The sequence below is a fragment of the Bacteroides sp. 1001302B_160321_D4 genome, from assembly GCF_015667765.1.
Taxonomy (GTDB): Bacteria; Bacteroidota; Bacteroidia; order Bacteroidales; family Bacteroidaceae; genus Bacteroides; species Bacteroides xylanisolvens.
This window is the reverse complement of the sequence record NZ_JADPLO010000035.1, coordinates 18,899-35,895: the sequence shown is the minus strand read 5'-3', so window position 1 is coordinate 35,895 and position 16,997 is coordinate 18,899. Positions and strand designations below refer to the sequence as shown.

The 16,997-nt window shown below is 41.4% G+C and carries 12 protein-coding genes; 4 read left to right on the top strand and 8 right to left on the bottom strand.

The window, feature by feature from the left end:
* Positions 1–214: 214 nt before the first annotated feature.
* The 3 genes from KFO40_RS14360 to KFO40_RS14350 all read right to left on the bottom strand — a co-directional run bounded on the left by KFO40_RS14360 (position 215) and on the right by KFO40_RS14350 (position 7,826).
* Positions 215–2,212, bottom strand: coding sequence for a PL29 family lyase N-terminal domain-containing protein (locus tag KFO40_RS14360; RefSeq protein ID WP_008023999.1), 1,998 nt, complete (start codon positions 2,210–2,212; stop codon positions 215–217).
* A 21-nt stretch (positions 2,213–2,233) separates the two neighbouring features.
* Positions 2,234–4,840, bottom strand: coding sequence for a DUF4955 domain-containing protein (locus tag KFO40_RS14355; RefSeq protein WP_055235782.1), 2,607 nt, complete (start codon positions 4,838–4,840; stop codon positions 2,234–2,236).
* Positions 4,841–4,985: 145 nt separating this feature from the next.
* Positions 4,986–7,826: a DEAD/DEAH box helicase gene (locus KFO40_RS14350; protein WP_008024003.1), complete on the bottom strand. Its 2,841-nt coding sequence runs from the start codon at positions 7,824–7,826 to the stop codon at positions 4,986–4,988.
* A 53-nt stretch (positions 7,827–7,879) separates the two neighbouring features.
* Between KFO40_RS14350 and mnmA the strand changes: the two genes are divergently transcribed.
* Complete coding sequence (mnmA, locus tag KFO40_RS14345) at positions 7,880–9,019, top strand: tRNA 2-thiouridine(34) synthase MnmA (RefSeq protein ID WP_118407452.1); 1,140 nt, start codon at positions 7,880–7,882, stop codon at positions 9,017–9,019.
* A gap of 240 nt (positions 9,020–9,259) precedes the next feature.
* Here the strand turns inward: mnmA and KFO40_RS14340 are convergent, their stop codons facing one another.
* Positions 9,260–10,786: a GH3 auxin-responsive promoter family protein gene (locus KFO40_RS14340; protein WP_117683796.1), complete on the bottom strand. Its 1,527-nt coding sequence runs from the start codon at positions 10,784–10,786 to the stop codon at positions 9,260–9,262.
* A 137-nt stretch (positions 10,787–10,923) separates the two neighbouring features.
* On the opposite strand from KFO40_RS14340, the gene KFO40_RS14335 reads away from it, so the two are divergent.
* Entirely contained in the window at positions 10,924–11,934 is a 1,011-nt protein-coding gene (locus tag KFO40_RS14335; RefSeq protein WP_008024010.1) for an ATP-dependent 6-phosphofructokinase, read from the top strand.
* Here the strand turns inward: KFO40_RS14335 and rnc are convergent.
* The 3 genes from rnc to KFO40_RS14320 are packed head-to-tail and all read right to left on the bottom strand — an operon-like array spanning position 11,876 to position 14,423.
* Positions 11,876–12,943: a ribonuclease III gene (gene rnc / locus KFO40_RS14330; RefSeq protein ID WP_211146499.1), complete on the bottom strand. Its 1,068-nt coding sequence runs from the start codon at positions 12,941–12,943 to the stop codon at positions 11,876–11,878. The genes KFO40_RS14335 and rnc overlap by 59 nt on opposite strands.
* On the bottom strand, positions 12,909–14,171 hold the full coding sequence (fabF, locus tag KFO40_RS14325; protein WP_008024013.1) for a beta-ketoacyl-ACP synthase II: 1,263 nt from the start codon (positions 14,169–14,171) through the stop codon (positions 12,909–12,911). The genes rnc and fabF overlap by 35 nt, the downstream gene beginning before the upstream one ends.
* 15 nt (positions 14,172–14,186) lie before the next feature.
* Complete coding sequence (locus tag KFO40_RS14320; protein ID WP_002558672.1) at positions 14,187–14,423, bottom strand: acyl carrier protein; 237 nt, start codon at positions 14,421–14,423, stop codon at positions 14,187–14,189.
* Between the two features lie 98 nt (positions 14,424–14,521).
* Between KFO40_RS14320 and purN the strand changes: the two genes are divergently transcribed.
* Positions 14,522–15,148: a phosphoribosylglycinamide formyltransferase gene (purN, locus tag KFO40_RS14315; protein WP_055235781.1), complete on the top strand. Its 627-nt coding sequence runs from the start codon at positions 14,522–14,524 to the stop codon at positions 15,146–15,148.
* 84 nt (positions 15,149–15,232) lie between these two features.
* Here purN and pdxB read toward each other — a convergent pair whose 3' ends face one another.
* A complete protein-coding gene (gene pdxB, locus KFO40_RS14310; protein ID WP_055235780.1) occupies positions 15,233–16,273 on the bottom strand; it encodes a 4-phosphoerythronate dehydrogenase PdxB in 1,041 nt (346 codons plus the stop codon).
* 117 nt (positions 16,274–16,390) lie between these two features.
* On the opposite strand from pdxB, the gene KFO40_RS14305 reads away from it, so the two are divergent.
* On the top strand, positions 16,391–16,996 hold the full coding sequence (locus KFO40_RS14305) for a DUF4254 domain-containing protein (protein WP_008024018.1): 606 nt from the start codon (positions 16,391–16,393) through the stop codon (positions 16,994–16,996).
* The last annotated feature ends 1 nt before the right edge of the window (position 16,997 follow it).

Sequence of the window (16,997 nt, the reverse complement as noted above, 5' to 3'; positions counted from 1 at the left end):
AAAGTATTGAATATTAATAAAGGAGCTTCAGATCTGAGTCGTCGTGCTGTCATGCATCAGATGCAGGGACTTTCTTTTTGAACCAGACTCGTATTTTTCGGATGTAGTAGCTTCTCCTGTTTCTGATTTCTTGATTGATGATATGACATTTAGATAAATAAAAGCCGCATAACGAAAGTTATGCGGCTTTTATTATTAAACTGGTAAAAGAGTTTTATTCAATTGTTGCTCCATAACCAGCTACATCGCTAGCTAATGTAAATATACCATTTACATAATCATATTGAGTAATAGGAGCTGTTGCGTGCTTGGTTATGTTATTACCGCTTGTTGGTTCTTTAACTAAAGAACTTGTATGATAATAATTCCAATTTTTGGTTAAGCCATATACGATATTGTCGGTTACATCTATTTGAGGTGTGCAACTTTCTAAGAAAGAATAATAGTAGGAACCGAATTCTGCTTCCGGACTTACGTCAAAGATATTCTTGCTTATAGTCAATGATGTTCCTTTTTGATATCTGAAGAATATATTGCTACCTATCATGTTGACAAAAGTATTATTTATAATTTCGGCAGAAAGTACACCATCTGATAAAGGTATATTACCAGTAGCCCAGTTTAATATTTGCACGCCTTCTTGAGGTGTCTGGCTATACACTATATTGTTCTTGAAGTTGAAAGTTTTATAATCTCCTAAATTGAAGCCTTTATATATATTTATCAAGGCAATTTTGATAGCATTAACTTCAATACGAGTGTCTTGAACAGAGATGTTGTCTATACCAAAGTAAGTCTTTTGTGCTGCATCGTAATAAATTGGTTTCAAGACATTCGCAATCAGACAGTTGTCAATGCAGATGTCAGTAAAGTCTCCCTTGCTGATAACGCCTGCATTATTTATAAAATAACCAGCATTGCTACCTCCATTGAGATCACTTAAATCTATTTTTATATTCTTAAAAAGTAGCTTTCCTTTGCATGATTTCCAGCAATTAATAGGACGAAGTGTTACTTGCTCGTCATCATATCGACCGATGATAATAACATCATTGCTGATTGATTTTACTCCGGTTGTGGTAAAATTGTGTGCTGTACCTGTGAGGAACAGTATAACAGGTTTACTCATTGTAGCACTAAAGTAAGTGTCAAGTGCCACATCGGCATCTGTTGCATCCAATATTTGTATGTCAGCATCTGAATAAATTTGGTTGTTGATGGTGATGCCGCCGATAGTAATGTCTTTACCATGATCAAAATCGGCTTTATAATCCGTACGATTCTTAATACTAACCTGAATCTTTGCAATCATAGCATACTTTCCACTTGTTGCCAATATCGCAATATCAGTACTGTTATCAGCTGTTGCACGAGTCATCATCTTTGCGCTTGATGCAGGGGCAGTAACAATCAATACATTTTCTTTTCCAGCTTCCTTAGAGAATTTAGCACTCCATCCTTCTGGAGCAGTAATCATTGTATTTTTTACTCCTCTCATGGTCATGGTAAATTCTTTCGTTTCACCTGCAGAAAACTCTTGTATTTGTTCTAAATCTTCAGCCGCAAAACTACATTCAAAGTCGCTGATGATAGGGATACGTATGGTTGGAGCATCCTCACCCGCAAGTACTAAGACCAGTTCGTTGTTTTCTACTGTTACACTCTTGAAGTTTTTGTCTTCTGCCGGAGCGGAACCGTCACCAGTTGCGCTGACTTTGTCAGTAGTTCCTTCTTTGTATATATATTCATAGTTTTTTCCTTCATCATAGCTAACCTGCCAGTAGCCTTCACTATCTACATTAAATGTAGGAGTCTTGCCACTCTCTCCATTAGCTTTCACAGGTTGTCCGTTTACAGTCAGACGCTCCGGAGTTTCATTTTTGTTGTAAAGAACAGTCCAGTAGCCTTCTGAATCGATACCGATAATAGGGCATAACAGGTTATTATCGTTTTTCATATATAGATTTACTGTTTTTCCATTGCTCAAAGTGAGTGTGTAGGAATCAGACTTTTCCTCTATATTAGTAATAAATGTTCCTTCATTATAAAGTTCGCGAAGAGCTTCTGTGTTACTATTTATATCACGTACTTGTGTCTCGAGTGCGGTAACGCGCTTTTTCAGTGCGTCTACATCATCTTCCAAATCGTCAATGTTGGTACATGCTACCAGGCATACAGCCAATAACATGAACATACTCCATACTTTTTTCATGATTATATTGTTTTAAAGTTATTATTTTAAAGAGGATAGCCAGGAAGGAACATATCCCAAACGTTTACGTAATTGAGCCTCATAGAGTGAATATGGTTCCACAGCAGTTCCGTTACTTTCGAGTCGCTTCATTTGAGTAGCATCAAAATCTAAAGGACTTCCGTGGAAACCGACAATGATAGGAGGCATAAATTTCCACCAAAAGCCGTTACTATCCCACCAGGTAAATTTACCTTCTGTATCGATGTCCTGATCTGTTTGTACATTTGTTGCATAGAAATTCCATATTGTCAGATTCTCCATGTGATTTGGCATTTGAGCAGAGTCTCCTCCTTGTCTCCAATGCATGAAACCGCCAGTACAGCAGTCAATTAATGTTGCACGTGGCTGTGTGGCATGTGATTCAAAGCAAGAATCATCTCCCCATTTCACATTCCATATTACAGCACCCATGCTTTGCTTTGAAACACCGCAAGCGTGATATTGACCAACGTTTGTTTTATATTCCATCAATGTGCTTTCACCTTCTCCTTTTCTAAGTGTGTAGCCATTGCTGCTTTCAGTTACTTTTCCAATAAAGATACGGGAAGAAGCTTGCGAGCGGATAGAAGCATGTCCACGATTACCACCAATAGTGATGTCATAAGCAGAACAATTGGCAGAACTTGTGATTGACATGGCTTCACTAACACTTTCAAAATTAACCCGGCGCATCCATGAATTGGTCAGACGTACAAAATCGATAAGCTTAAAACCACCGTCATCTATGTCAGAGCCGTGATGAATAAACTTCTCTTTGGCATGTCCTTTAAATGTAAGGTCTTCTACGCCAACATTGGCATAATTGGCGAATTTATGTACATTCCATCCCCAATCTTTATTAATAGCATGCATGATGGGTTCTTTAAAGGTAATACTGTTACCACTAATCTTTTCAATCTGATGGTATTCGAATATTTGAATACCATTTGTTTTGATATTGGGAGTAATGCCTTGTTGTACCTTAATATCTTGCCATTGATAAGGCGATAGTTCGGAATTAATAACATCATTATCCGTGTTTCCCAACTTGGGGGTTCCCAGTACGAGACATACCCAACTGCCCGCACTTACTCCTGTTAAACTGGCCGTTATGGTTTTGCTGCCTATGGGAGCGTCTTCAGTGATAGCACCAATTGATTCTCCTAATCCTGTATTATGTTTGAACTCCATCATAACAGGAGCATTCCACATTTCCTCAGTAGGTTTGGGAGAATTATTTGCAGCAGTCATTTCGAGTGTTGTTTTGTTTCTTCCGGCTCCTTTTAAAACAATATCACTCATCGATATACGAATCCTGCGATCCTTAGAATCCTCATCTTGTAGAATATAATTCCCTTCTGGGAAGTAGATAATAGCTTTAGCGTTTTCCTTAATATATCGATCTGTCATATTATTGAGATCTTCTTGCTTTGTTTCTCTTGCTATTTTTTCCAGTACCTTCATGAAAGCTGCTCTGTCAGATTTGCCGTCGTTGGGGATAGCCCCATATTGGGGATCTGTAACATCGTATACTTTATATCCTTGTGCTATTAATGTTTCTATTTCAGGAGGAGCTATTTCACCATGTTTATATCCGGCGTATGAAAAGTCCAATAATACATTTTGTTGATCTGCGTTTACAAATTGTTGCCAGGCTTTTGCTCCGGTTTCATTGGAAAGTTGTTTCACTTCAATAGAAACAATACGGATATAATTCTTTGATGAAGTAAGTACAATCTTAATTGTTTCTTCTACGTCTTTTACAACAGTTGCTTGTGGTGTGATAGTTAATAAGTTCTCGGATAAAAGAACATCCCATCCTTTAGGAGCTTGTATTGCAGCTTGTTGCACGTCATTCTGTTCTACTTTATACTCTTTATGGCTTTCATTGGGGGCAAAAACTTGCACAGCTTGTTCACTTTCAGCGTCATTGAGACCATAAATGATCAGTCCGAAGCTGTCGTCTACTGGGAAAGTATATGTTTTTTCACCATCAGCCAGGGTGAATGAGAAAGTATGGTTTGCTTCATTATATTCTACCTTGCTGAATATGCTGGTTCCTCCCTGACTTCCACCTTCGGCCTTAGTTCCTAAGCTTGTATATGTTTGTCCATTATCGTAGCTCACTTGCCAATATCCACTGGAAGATACGCTGATTAATGGAGTTGCCACCACATTGCCTTCTCCATCACGGGGCCAGGCTGATATTTTCTCTCCATCGGCTCCTGGCAGATATTTGAAATCTGTATCATTACTTGTTTTATATATCCAGTAGCCTTCTTCGTCTACGGAAAATTCAGGGACAGACGCTTGTACTGCTTCACTCTCCATGACTTTAATGCTTGTTCCGTCACTAAGTTCCAGCAAATATCCTAAGCCATCTTTAGTCGGAGTAATTCCGATAATGATTTTGTTTTTTTGCATAAGGGCTTGCAGACTGGCAAATGAAGTATTCAGTCCTTCCGTTGCTTTTTCCAAAGCAGCGACACGGTCTTTCAGAGAATTGATGTCTGCTTCCAGGTCGTCTGTTTTTTGGCATGATTGCATGATTGCCAACATGCTGCAAATACCAAATAGTAATAGGTAGGTAATGCTCCTGTTTTTCATACATTTATTATTTCGGGTTATTTATAATTTTCACAGTGACAAAGATAACCGGATAAAATAAGAGTATATGGATAAAAAAATTCAGGAATACGATGAAATAATACATTTTACACACCTCTGTGATAGATTGAGGCTTTATGTATTATTAGAGCAGGTCTACCCATTGCTCATTGCTTAATATAGGCAATGACTCACTGTCGGCAACAAATGTTTCCGCCAGTTTTCGTTTCTCATCTTGCAGATGCAGAATCTTTTCCTCAATGCTGTTTTGTGTAATGAAGCGATAGGCAATCACCTGCTTATCCTGACCGATACGATGGGCACGGGCGATGGCTTGCGATTCGGCGGCAGGATTCCACCAGGGATCTATGATAAATACATAGTCGGCTTGTGTAAGATTGAGTCCCACACCCCCTGCTTTTAGTGAAATAAGGAATGCCTGAACATCTTTTTGCTCGGTGAAATGGGCGATTTCGGAAGGCCGGTTGTTGGTTGCTCCTGTTAATAGGGCATATTTCCAGCCTCGTTCTCGGAAAGCTTCAGCCAAGACCTCCAGATGTTTGACGAATGAAGAGAAAATTAGGACTTTGTGTCCTTCGCTTTGTAATGTATCGAATGTTTCGATTATCTGTGCGGTTTTTCCGGATGTTCCGGTATAATCAGGAAGAATGAGTTGCGGATGACAAGAGAGTTGTCGTAAACGCAAAATGCCATTTAGTACACTAAATGAATGGAGCCTGTTCGTACTTTGAGGGTGCTGGAGAAGTATGTTTCGCAGGCTGTTTTTCTCCTGTTCGTAACACGTGTTCTGCTCTTCAGTCATGTCGCAGTAGATTGTTTCTTCCGTAAGTTCAGGAAGTTCCGGAGCTACCTCTTTCTTGCTTCTGCGGAGGATGAATGGGGCAGTCAGTTGTTGCAACTGCACTCGTACGCGTTCGTTTCCCTGGCGAATCGGCATTATGAACTGCTTTTGGAAAGCACTTTCCGTGCCCAGTAAGTCCGGTTGTATAAAATGAAATTGAGCCCACAGGTCCTTTAATGAGTTTTCGATAGGAGTACCTGTTAGTGCGAGTCGGTGTTTGCTTTGCAGTTGAATTGCCGACCGGAAGGTGAGCGATTCGCTATTCTTGATATTCTGGCTTTCATCGAGCACGACATATTCGAAACGGTAGGAAGAGAGTATATCAATGTTATTTCTCATCATGCCATACGTAGTAAAGATCAAGTGAAAATGACCGAAGAATTTTTCCGGACGTTTCTTGTCTATAGCCACGGTGTTGTTGTATTCCATCATTGAGAGCCCTGTAAAGCGCTTGGCTTCCCGTCGCCAGTTGTGAAGTAGCGATGTGGGGACTACAATTAGGGTAGCGGGTTGTTTGGGAGCGGATGGCTTATATATGTACTGTAGCAGGGTAAGAGTCTGAAGAGTCTTCCCGAGTCCCATGTCATCTGCCAGGCATCCGCCAAATCCTTGTTTATGGAGGTGTACCATCCACGAGAATCCTTTCTGCTGATAGGGGCGTAACGTTGCTTTAAGCGTTCTTGGTACGGCAACGTTATGTATTTGCTGCTTCGCGGGGAATTTTTTCACTCCATCCTCACCCAAAGCTGTCTGTACGGCACCTATAAATGCATGTTTCAACCGAATTCCTTTTTCTGTTTGTACTCCCATCTCCAGTAAGTTCGCATATTTGCTGAACCACTCTTCAGGCAGGAGAATCATACGCCCGTCAGGTAGCAGATATTCCCGCTTTTCTTCGAGGATATGTTTGCGGAAACGTGAAAAAGGAATGCGCAGATTACCGATAACAACAGTGATGTGCAGTTCGAACCAGTCAACCTCATCGTCGCAGCTTTGCTCGATGCGTATCTCATCCAGACAATATAATGCATTCCCTACATTACTGGTAAGGTGAAAGGATTGCTGCAACATCTCCCGATGATTGTTGATCCATTCGACAATTGTCTTTTCCGGAGCTTTGGCGGATAGTTGGAAGTGTGTGGCATTGAGTTGTTGCAGACCGGCATTCGTTAAGAGTTGGACTGCTTGTTCTTCCACTGTAATATTACGCGGGAAAAAGCCGATTTCACCGGATGTTTTCCGATAAATGATTTTCTTCATTTCATTAGCACTATCTGGTGCAAATGTCTGGTCTCCATAGCGGAAGACAAGTTGCAATGCTTGTCCGTTGTATGTGGCATCTTCGAATGAGAGAACAGCTTCACAGGCACATTCTTCTTCAGTAATATTCAAACCGTGAGTCTCGATATCGTGATAACGTGCAATTGGAATAACGATGTTGTCTATGTATTTCTCAATCTGCAAAGCGTCTACGCTAATCGATCTTTTCTTTGTGAAAGGTAAGATACGTGCGCTTTCAATGTGCGGAAAGAAATATAACTCCATTCCCAATAATAGAGTGGCCGGCGAGGAGGTCAGTACAACTACCGGTTTTAACTCACTCAAAGAGAACGGTTGCCCTTCATAATAACACTGCAACTGATAACGGAACGTTTTACTGTCAACATGAAACGTTACGCGAATTTCTACGTCGTGAGGGTTGATATGATAAATATGATGGGCGTATAAGATTTTGCTACCGGCTTGTTTCTGATAAAAAGGCAGTCCATTTTCCCGTATCAACGCCAGCATCTCCAACAGCTTCTTTTCGATAAACGGGCGAATGTTATTTTTAATTCGTTCCGGATCTTCGGATAGCTTATGTAGAAAGCGTGATACTGTTTTTTCACGGGAGTAGAGGCCCATCAGATACTTTTCTGTATAGTATGAAGCGATATCGATAGCTTGTCTTTCCGCTTCGCTCATTATGCTCATAGCTTCCGGAGAGGCGTGAAACGCTTGCTCCACTAATTGCAAAGTGCCATCGTTCAGCCTTTCCGCAATATACGGAATCAGCAATATGCCGAGTATCGGATGCTCTGTGAAAACGATTATAACTTGTCCGTTAGTTGGTCTCTCTTTCATTCTCTTTTAGGCTTTAACTGACAAAGATACGGGAAAATACTTAATTTTGCAGCATGATAGAGGAAAACAAACGCGTATTGCTTGGAATGAGTGGCGGTACAGATAGCTCTGTTGCTGCTATGCGATTGCTGGAAGCCGGTTATGAAGTAATCGGGGTAACCTTCCGTTTTTATGAATTGAATGGTTCGACAGAATACTTGGAAGATGCCCGTAATTTGGCAGAACGTTTAGGAATACGGCATATAACATACGATGCCCGTGAAATATTTGCCCAGCAGATTATTGAATATTTTGTGCAGGAATACCTGGCAGGACGTACTCCGGTTCCCTGTACCTTGTGCAATAATTATCTGAAATGGCCTTTACTTGCTAAGATTGCCGATGAAATGGGAATTTTTTATATTGCTACCGGACACTATGCGCAGAATATACAACTAAATGAAACCTTTTATATAACATACGCCGCCGATTCGGATAAGGATCAAACCTTCTTCTTATGGGGATTGAAGCAGGATATTCTTAATAGGATGCTGTTGCCGATGGGCGATATTACGAAAGCTGAAGCCCGTGCCTGGGCTGCTGAACATGGTTTTCGAAAGGTGGCAACCAAAAAGGATAGTATTGGTGTCTGTTTTTGCCCGATGGATTATCGGACCTTTTTAAAAGACTGGTTGGTCAGAAATGGTCAGATGTTGGTCAGTAATAGTGAGGCATCAATCAACAATAGTCAGACATCGGGCAGCGATAAACAGACTTGGTCTGACAGAATCAGAAGAGGAAGATTTGTCGATGAAAAGGGGAATTTTATTGCCTGGCATGAGGGCTATCCCTTTTATACTATTGGGCAGAGACGCGGTTTGGGCATTCATCTGAATCGTCCTGTATTTGTGAAAGAGATTGATCCTGAAAATAATGAAGTAATGTTGGCTTCTCTTTCATCGTTGGAAAAAACAGAAATGTGGTTGAAAGATTGGAATCTTGTAAATCAGGAGCGTACTTTAGGACGCTCTGACATAATTGTGAAGATACGCTATCGCAAGCAGGAAAACCATGGTACGATTACCGTCACATCGGATCATTTACTGCACGTGCAGCTCCATGAACCATTAACAGCCATTGCTCCCGGACAGGCTGCTGCATTCTATGGAGACGGATTACTACTAGGAGGAGGAATCATAGTTAACGCCCGGTAATCTTATATATTGGGAAGATGAACGCTCTGACGCAAGTTTTTTAAAACAAAACTTAGCTTGCTAATCGACATAACTAAGGCACGGATTACACGAATAAACAAGGAAAGAGAATAAACTTATCCATGTAATTCGTGTAATCCGTGCCTGAAAGAAATCGGAGAGTTGTTTTGACGCTCTCTCCTTATACAAGTAACCTCTGTAATGGAAAAAAACTTGTAGTGGTTATGTTTTGGTTTTTGGTTATTCTTCCGGATGAGCGCTATTATTCAGCACCAGCATTGCTTCTATATATTCGCGTGTATTGCTTAATCTGGGTACTTTGTGTTGTCCTCCCAGTTTTCCTTTCTGTGCCAGCCAGTCATGGAACAATCCCTGACGGGCTACGATCACTTCCAATGGTTGCAAAGCGATATCTTTCCATCGTTTGGCTTCATAGTCAGAGTTAACCTCTTTCAGCGTAGCGTCAAGTATCGAAGCGAACTTTTCTACGGAATCCGGCATTTTGGCAAATTCTATTAGCCACTGGTGCCTGCATTTTGCGTTCTCATCCATAAACACCGGTGCTGCAGAATATTCGCAAATTTGTGCTCCGGTCTCGGCGCAAGCCTTTGCCAATCCTTTTTCAGCATTATCGACAATCAGCTCTTCACCAAATGCGTTGATGAAATGCTTCGTTCTTCCCGTGATGACAAACTTATAGGGATTCTTGCTGGTAAACTTCACTGTATCACCAATCATATATCTCCACAAACCACAGGAAGTAGAAATAACCATTGCATAGTTCTTGTTGAGCTCGACTTCTTCAAGACAATAAGCCCGTGGATTTTCTTTTCCCACTTCCTCCAATGGAACAAATTCGTAGAAAATTCCATAGTCGATCATTAATAACATGGCAGGATCGGAAAGGTCGTTCTGGGTTCCGAAATATCCTTCCGAAGCATTGTAGGTCTCTACATAATGCATTTTAGGTGTTGTAATCACCTGTTTATATTGCTCACGATACGGTGTGAAAGCCACTCCACCGTGGAAGAAGACTTCCAGATTGGGCCATACTTCTTCTAGTGCCTGCTTTCCTGTCTTTTCAAGAACACGTTTGATAAGTACCAACATCCACGACGGTACACCGGACAGACTTGTCACATTTACCGGAATAGTGCTGTTGGCGATTGCTTCTATCTTGGTTTCCCATTCGCTCATCAACGCAATTTTCTTGCTTGGTACACGAATGAAATTGATAAGCGGATTTACGTTTTGAATCAGAATAGCGGATAAATCTCCTACTAAACTATGATTGGAATTGAGGTTCGGGCTATGGCTTCCTCCTAGAATCAGTCCCTTGCCGGAGAAGAAATGGCTATCCGGATTGATGCGGAAATAAAGAGCTGCCGCGTCTTTTCCTCCTCTGTAATGAATATCTTCCAGCGCTTCCTTGCTGACGGGAAGGAATTTACTTTTATCATTAGTCGTTCCGGAGGATTTTGCAAACCAGCGTATCTCCGATGGCCAAAGCAGATTCTGTTCCCCAGCTCGCAAACGTTCTACATAAGGCTTAATTTCTTCGTATGTCTGGATAGGAACACGTTTACGGAAATCTTCATAGTTACGGATAGAGGAATAATCGTACTTTCTTCCCCATTCTGTTTGAGCGGCCTGGCGTGTTAAGCGGCTTAACACACGATGCTGTATCTCACTAGCCTGACTAGCATATAGGTCTATCTGTTTTAAACGGGAATCGAAAGTCTTACTAATAATTTTTGTAATATTCATTTCTGCTTTAACATAATAATGTTTAGTCGTGCAAAAGTAACTTATTTATCTTTTTTTTCTATCTTTACGACGGAAATAATCGTTAAAAATAGACGACTTTCATATAAATCCCGAGTTTTAGACTAAAAAATGCGACAATGAGAATTGGAATCTTAACATCCGGCGGGGACTGTCCCGGTATTAATGCCACGATTCGTGGCGTGTGCAAAACTGCCATCAATTATTACGGGATGGAAGTAGTAGGTATTCACAGCGGTTTTCAGGGCTTGCTGACTAAAGATGTCGAATCTATTACAGACAAGTCGCTCTCCGGTTTGCTCAATCTGGGTGGAACGATGTTAGGAACATCTCGTGAGAAGCCTTTCAAAAAAGGAGGCGTTGTCTCTGATGTTGACAAACCGTCTTTAATCCTTCAGAATATCCGGGAAATGGAACTCGACTGTGTCGTTTGTATCGGCGGAAATGGAACACAGAAGACTGCGGCGAAGTTTGCTGCGATGGGAGTGAATATCGTATCTGTTCCTAAAACCATTGATAATGATATTTGGGGTACAGATATTTCTTTCGGTTTCGACTCGGCAGTAAGTATTGCTACCGATGCCATCGACCGCCTGCATTCCACCGCAAGTTCTCACAAAAGGGTGATGGTGATTGAAGTGATGGGGCACAAAGCGGGTTGGATTGCTTTGTATTCCGGTATGGCAGGAGGGGGGGATGTGATTCTTGTCCCCGAAATTGCTTATGACATTAAAAATATTGGTAATACGATTCTAGAAAGACTGAAAAAGGGCAAGCCTTATTCTATTGTAGTGGTAGCAGAAGGTATTAGGACAGACGGGCGTAAACGGGCTGCTGAATATATTGCGCAGGAGATTGAATATGAAACTGGTATAGAAACTCGCGAAACAGTTCTAGGGTATATTCAGCGTGGTGGTTCGCCTACTCCTTTCGACCGCAATCTTTCTACCCGTATGGGCGGCCACGCGACAGAATTGATCGCCAAGGGTGAATTCGGGCGTATGGTAGCTTTAAAAGGGGACGATATTGCATCTATCCCTCTTGAAGAAGTTGCAGGAAAACTGAAATTAGTTACTGAAGATCACGATTTGGTGATTCAGGGGCGTCGCATGGGGATTTGCTTTGGCTAGTCTCCTCGGCTTCCATAGTAGGTTGTACCGTAGAAATTTCATTATCGGAGGTGTTTTCTTCTAAAACATTCTCCGGTTTTGTCTCGGGAATTACATTCAGTTCGGCTTCAAGTTCATTCTCAAATTCATTCTCAAGTTCAGTTGCCAATTCAGTTTCAGAGTTAGTTGCAAGTTCAACCTCCGGTTCTGTTGTAGTTGTTGAATGTTGTGCTTTGATCTCTTCGACAGTTGACATAAATACGGGTTCCTTTACTTTCTTTATAGCCATTTGGGCAGCATTCTGTTGAGACTCTTTCTTGGAATATCCCGTACCTGTTCCTGCCGGAAGTCCTTCAATGCGTACTTCGGTTTGGAAGACAGGGTTGCTGTCGTGATCGAGAAATTGCTCGATTAACTCAAAGGAAACCTCCATCTTATTTTTTTGGCTCCACTCAATAAGTTTGGATTTGAAGTTAACCTCTTTTCGGGATATTTTATCCAGGTCGATATAACGGTTGATGATCCGTTGCTCCATAAACTGTTTGCAGCGTTCATACCCCTGATCCAGATAAATAGCTCCGATAAATGCCTCAAAAGCATTTCCGTACATATAACTGTTGTGAGAAGAAGAGCGGGTGGAATACTTTATGAGTTTATCCAAGCCGATTTCAACGGCCAACTTATTCAAAGTCTCCCGTTGTACGATTTTAGAACGTGTGTTGGTCAGGAAACCTTCTCGTTTCCCTTCAAAACGTTTATAGACAATATCTCCTACGATGGCGTCGAGGATGGCGTCACCTAAAAACTCCAGCCGTTCATTGTTGAGGGGACGTCCCTTGTCGGAGCGGACAGAAGTTGATTTGTGCAGGAGAGCCTGCTCATAAAGTTGGATATTGCGCGGGTAGAACCCGAGTATCCGGTAAAAACAAAGATAAGACTCTCTATCCTTGCGGAACAAGAGCCTTATCTTATCTATTTCGTTACGTAACACGATATTACTCTGCGTATTTCTTGAAGATAACGCACGCATTGTGACCACCAAATCCAAATGTATTGGACAAGGCAACATTAACTTCGCGTTTCTGTGCTTTATTGAACGTGAAATTAAGGTTATAGTCGATATTCTCGTCGTTGTCACCTTCTTCGTGGTTGATAGTCGGAGGAACAATGCCGTTCTTGATAGCAAGGATACTTGCAATAGATTCTACCGCACCGGCAGCTCCCAGCAAGTGACCTGTCATTGATTTTGTTGAACTGATGTTCAACTCGAACGCATGATCACCGAATACTTCCTTGATTGCTTTTGCTTCTGAAATATCACCAACCGGAGTAGATGTACCGTGTACATTGATATAATCTACTTCTTTCGGATCCATTTCCGCATCTTCCAGTGCATTTTTCATCACCAATTTCGCTCCCAGACCTTCTGGATGAGAAGCTGTCAGGTGATGTGCATCTGCAGACATACCTACACCGGCAACTTCTGCATAGATTTTTGCACCGCGAGCTTTAGCGTGTTCCAGTTCTTCCAGGATCAGGCAACCGCCACCTTCGCCCATAACGAAACCATCACGGCTTGCGCTAAACGGACGTGAAGCTTTAGAAGCTTCGTCGTTGCGTGTTGACAGTGCGTGCATAGCGTTGAAACCGCCCACACCTGCCGGGAAGATAGCTGCTTCCGAACCACCGGATACAATTACGTTTGCTTTACCCAGACGAATCAGGTTGAAGGCATCTGCAATAGCGTTGGTTGAAGTAGCACATGCTGAACAAGTCGCGTAGTTAGGACCATGGAAACCATACATGATAGAAATCTGTCCGGCTGCAATATCCGAAATCATCTTTGGAATGAAGAACGGATTAAACTTCGGACCCATTTCCTGACGAGTGTAGTAGTTGCCTACCTCTTCTTCAAATGTATGTATACCACCAATACCGGCGCCGAAAATAACACCGATTTTGTTCAAGTCTTCTTTCTCGACATCAAGACCGGAATCACTCACCGCTTCTTTGGCAACAGCGATGGCATATTGAGTATACAGGTCCATCTTTCTTGCTTCTTTACGGTCTATGTATTTCGTTGCATCGAAGTCTTTCACTTCGCATGCGAATTGGGTCTTGAATAACGACGCATCAAAATGAGTAATAGGCCCTGCTCCACTAACCCCGTTCACAAGGTTTTCCCAAAATTCGGGAACGCTGTTGCCAACGGGAGTAATGGCGCCAAGGCCTGTTACTACCACTCTTTTTAATTCCATATTGATGAAATCGAATTACTTAGCGTGTTCTTCGATATAAGATACAGCATCACCTACAGTACCAATCTTTTCTGCTTGGTCATCAGGAATAGAGATACCGAATTCTTTTTCGAATTCCATGATAAGTTCTACAGTGTCAAGAGAATCTGCTCCCAGGTCGTTAGTGAAGCTTGCTTCGGTTGTAACTTCTGATTCTTCTACGCCTAATTTATCAACGATAATCGCTTTTACTCTTGATGCAATTTCAGACATAACTTTAAGTTTTTAATTAATAATTAGTTTTATTTCTTTAAATTTGCGGTGCAAAGGAATGAATATTTATCGTTTTGCGCAAATATTTGACTAAATAAATGCAAAGTTTTGCACATTTTTCACTGTTTTGTGCATCGAAATTGAGGGTTATGAAGAAAAACATCGCAATTTTTGCTTCCGGTTCCGGTTCAAATGCCGAGAATATTATCCGGTATTTCCAAAAAAACGATTCCGTTCAGGTTTCGTTGGTACTTTCTAATAAAAGTGATGCATACGTTTTGGAACGTGCGCATCGTTTGGGAGTGGCCTGTAACGTGTTTCCAAAGGAGGACTGGATAGCCGGAGATGAAATTTTGGCTATTTTGCAGGAGTACCGCATCGACTTTGTCGTACTGGCTGGCTTTCTGGTTCGTGTGCCTGACTTGCTTTTGCATGCTTATCCCGATAAAATTATAAATATACATCCTGCCCTTCTGCCGAAGTTCGGAGGCAAAGGAATGTATGGTGACCGGGTTCATGAAGCAGTAGTGGCTGCCGGTGAAAAGGAAAGCGGTATCACTATACATTATATAAATGAGCATTATGACGAAGGAAATGCAATCTTCCAGGCTACTTGTCCTGTTCTTCCGACAGATTCTCCGGATGATGTAGCCAAAAAAGTGCATGCCTTGGAATATGAACACTTCCCGCAAGTCATAGAACAAGTATTAAGAAATAAGTATTAATTAAGTATTACTCCATGCAGATAATCGTTTGACGGAATTTCATGAAGTTCTCGGTCGCTACGGTTAATACTTAATACTTATTTCTTAATACTTGATTAAATAAGCTGTCTCTTCTCGTCGCAAAGGATAATCCCCGCGTAAGGTTTCGAATTGTTCCGGTTGATTTTTCAATCGGGTGCTATCTTCGACTGGATTATATATTTGGAGGATTGCTTCTTCATGGTTTTTGGCATGTATAATAGGAGAGGCGGGTGCCGGTGCGTTTATTTTATAATCAGCTTCTATTTGGAAGAATTTGCAAATGGCATCCAGTGACATGCGTGTGGCGTTTGCTTTTCCATCGGCAGAGTAACCCGCAATGTGGGGAGTGCCAATAAATACTTTATCCAGTAACTCACGGTTAATTTCCGGTTCATGTTCCCATACATCAATGATGGCATCTAAAATGATCCGGCTGTCTAGGGCTTTTAAAAGAGCATTGGTGTCAATGACCTCTCCTCGGGAGGTATTAATGATAACCGGTTTTCGTTTGAGTGACTGGAAGAAGTTCTCATCTGCCAAGTGGAAGGTTTTATATTTCCCTTCCTTATATAAAGGTACGTGAAAGGTAATGATATCACATTCTTCTGCTATTTTACTTAGTGAAGCGAACTGCTCTGTTCCTTCTTTTTCCTCCCGTGGCAAATCATTCAGTAAAACGCGCATGCCAAAATCCCGGGCAACTTTAGCTACTTTACTCCCTACGTTTCCCACTCCTATGATTCCAATCGTCAGTTCGTTTAACTTTTTGTTTCTGCAAGATTTCCACACCAGAAGCGATGACTGTATATATTGGGCGACAGAAGCAGAATTGCATCCCGGAGCATTTGTCCATTCTATGCCTGCCTGTTTGCAATACTCTGTATCAATGTGATCGAAACCTATGGTTGCCGTTGCTATGAATTTTACCCGACTACCTTCCAATAAATCCCGGTTGCAATGTGTGCGGGTACGGACAATGAGTGCGTCTGCATCCCGTACGAGCTCCGGAGTGAAATCTTTCCCCGGTACACAAGCCACCTCATCGGCTATTCTCTGAACCGCTTCTTTTATAAATGGTATTTTATTGTCGATAATAATTTTCATATACAATTCATCTTTTATACCCACAAAGGTAACAAATAAAAAAGTAAGAAAGGGTTGCTTGTCTGAAAAATATTACATAGATTTGCCCTATTATATATCTATTAGCTAGTTAAGATTATGACATTTAGTAACCTTTGCAACGAGATTTTTTGGAAATCGACAACTGATTACCATGTAACGGATAGTGTGGATGCTCCGATGAACAATCCTTACGAGTTGAAAACTATTGAGTATTATTTATATCTAAAGAACTGGATTGATGCTGTGCAATGGCATTTTGAGGATATTATCCGTGACCCGCAGATTGATCCGGTAGAAGCATTGGCTTTGAAAAGAAGAATTGATAAATCAAATCAGGATCGTACAGACTTGGTGGAATTAATCGATAGTTACTTCTTAGACAAATACAAAGAAGTAAAACCTCTCTCTGACGCAACGATCAATACAGAAAGTCCTGCATGGGCTATTGACCGCTTGTCAATTCTTGCATTGAAAATTTACCACATGCAGCAGGAAGTGGAACGTACGGATACTACAGAGGAACACCGTCTTCAATGTCAGACTAAGCTGAATATCCTGCTGGAACAACGTAAAGACCTCTCTACGGCTATTGAGCAGTTATTAGCTGATATCGAAGCCGGGAGAAAATATATGAAGGTATATAAACAGATGAAGATGTATAATGACCCGGCATTGAATCCGGTGCTTTATGCAAAAAAATAAC

Excerpts from the sequence above, each read along its gene's own strand:
- purN (WP_055235781.1), top strand. The coding sequence starts at position 14,522 with ATGCAAAGTTTTGCACATTTTTCACTGTTTTGTGCATCGAAATTGAGG.
- mnmA (WP_118407452.1), top strand. The coding sequence starts at position 7,880 with ATGATAGAGGAAAACAAACGCGTATTGCTTGGAATGAGTGGCGGTACA.
- fabF (WP_008024013.1), bottom strand. The coding sequence starts at position 14,171 with ATGGAATTAAAAAGAGTGGTAGTAACAGGCCTTGGCGCCATTACTCCC.
- KFO40_RS14305 (WP_008024018.1), top strand. The coding sequence starts at position 16,391 with ATGACATTTAGTAACCTTTGCAACGAGATTTTTTGGAAATCGACAACT.
- rnc (WP_211146499.1), bottom strand. The coding sequence starts at position 12,943 with ATGCGTGCGTTATCTTCAAGAAATACGCAGAGTAATATCGTGTTACGT.
- KFO40_RS14360 (WP_008023999.1), bottom strand. The coding sequence starts at position 2,212 with ATGAAAAAAGTATGGAGTATGTTCATGTTATTGGCTGTATGCCTGGTA.
- KFO40_RS14320 (WP_002558672.1), bottom strand. The coding sequence starts at position 14,423 with ATGTCTGAAATTGCATCAAGAGTAAAAGCGATTATCGTTGATAAATTA.
- pdxB (WP_055235780.1), bottom strand. The coding sequence starts at position 16,273 with ATGAAAATTATTATCGACAATAAAATACCATTTATAAAAGAAGCGGTT.
- KFO40_RS14335 (WP_008024010.1), top strand. The coding sequence starts at position 10,924 with ATGAGAATTGGAATCTTAACATCCGGCGGGGACTGTCCCGGTATTAAT.
- KFO40_RS14340 (WP_117683796.1), bottom strand. The coding sequence starts at position 10,786 with ATGAATATTACAAAAATTATTAGTAAGACTTTCGATTCCCGTTTAAAA.
- KFO40_RS14355 (WP_055235782.1), bottom strand. The coding sequence starts at position 4,840 with ATGAAAAACAGGAGCATTACCTACCTATTACTATTTGGTATTTGCAGC.
- KFO40_RS14350 (WP_008024003.1), bottom strand. The coding sequence starts at position 7,826 with ATGAAAGAGAGACCAACTAACGGACAAGTTATAATCGTTTTCACAGAG.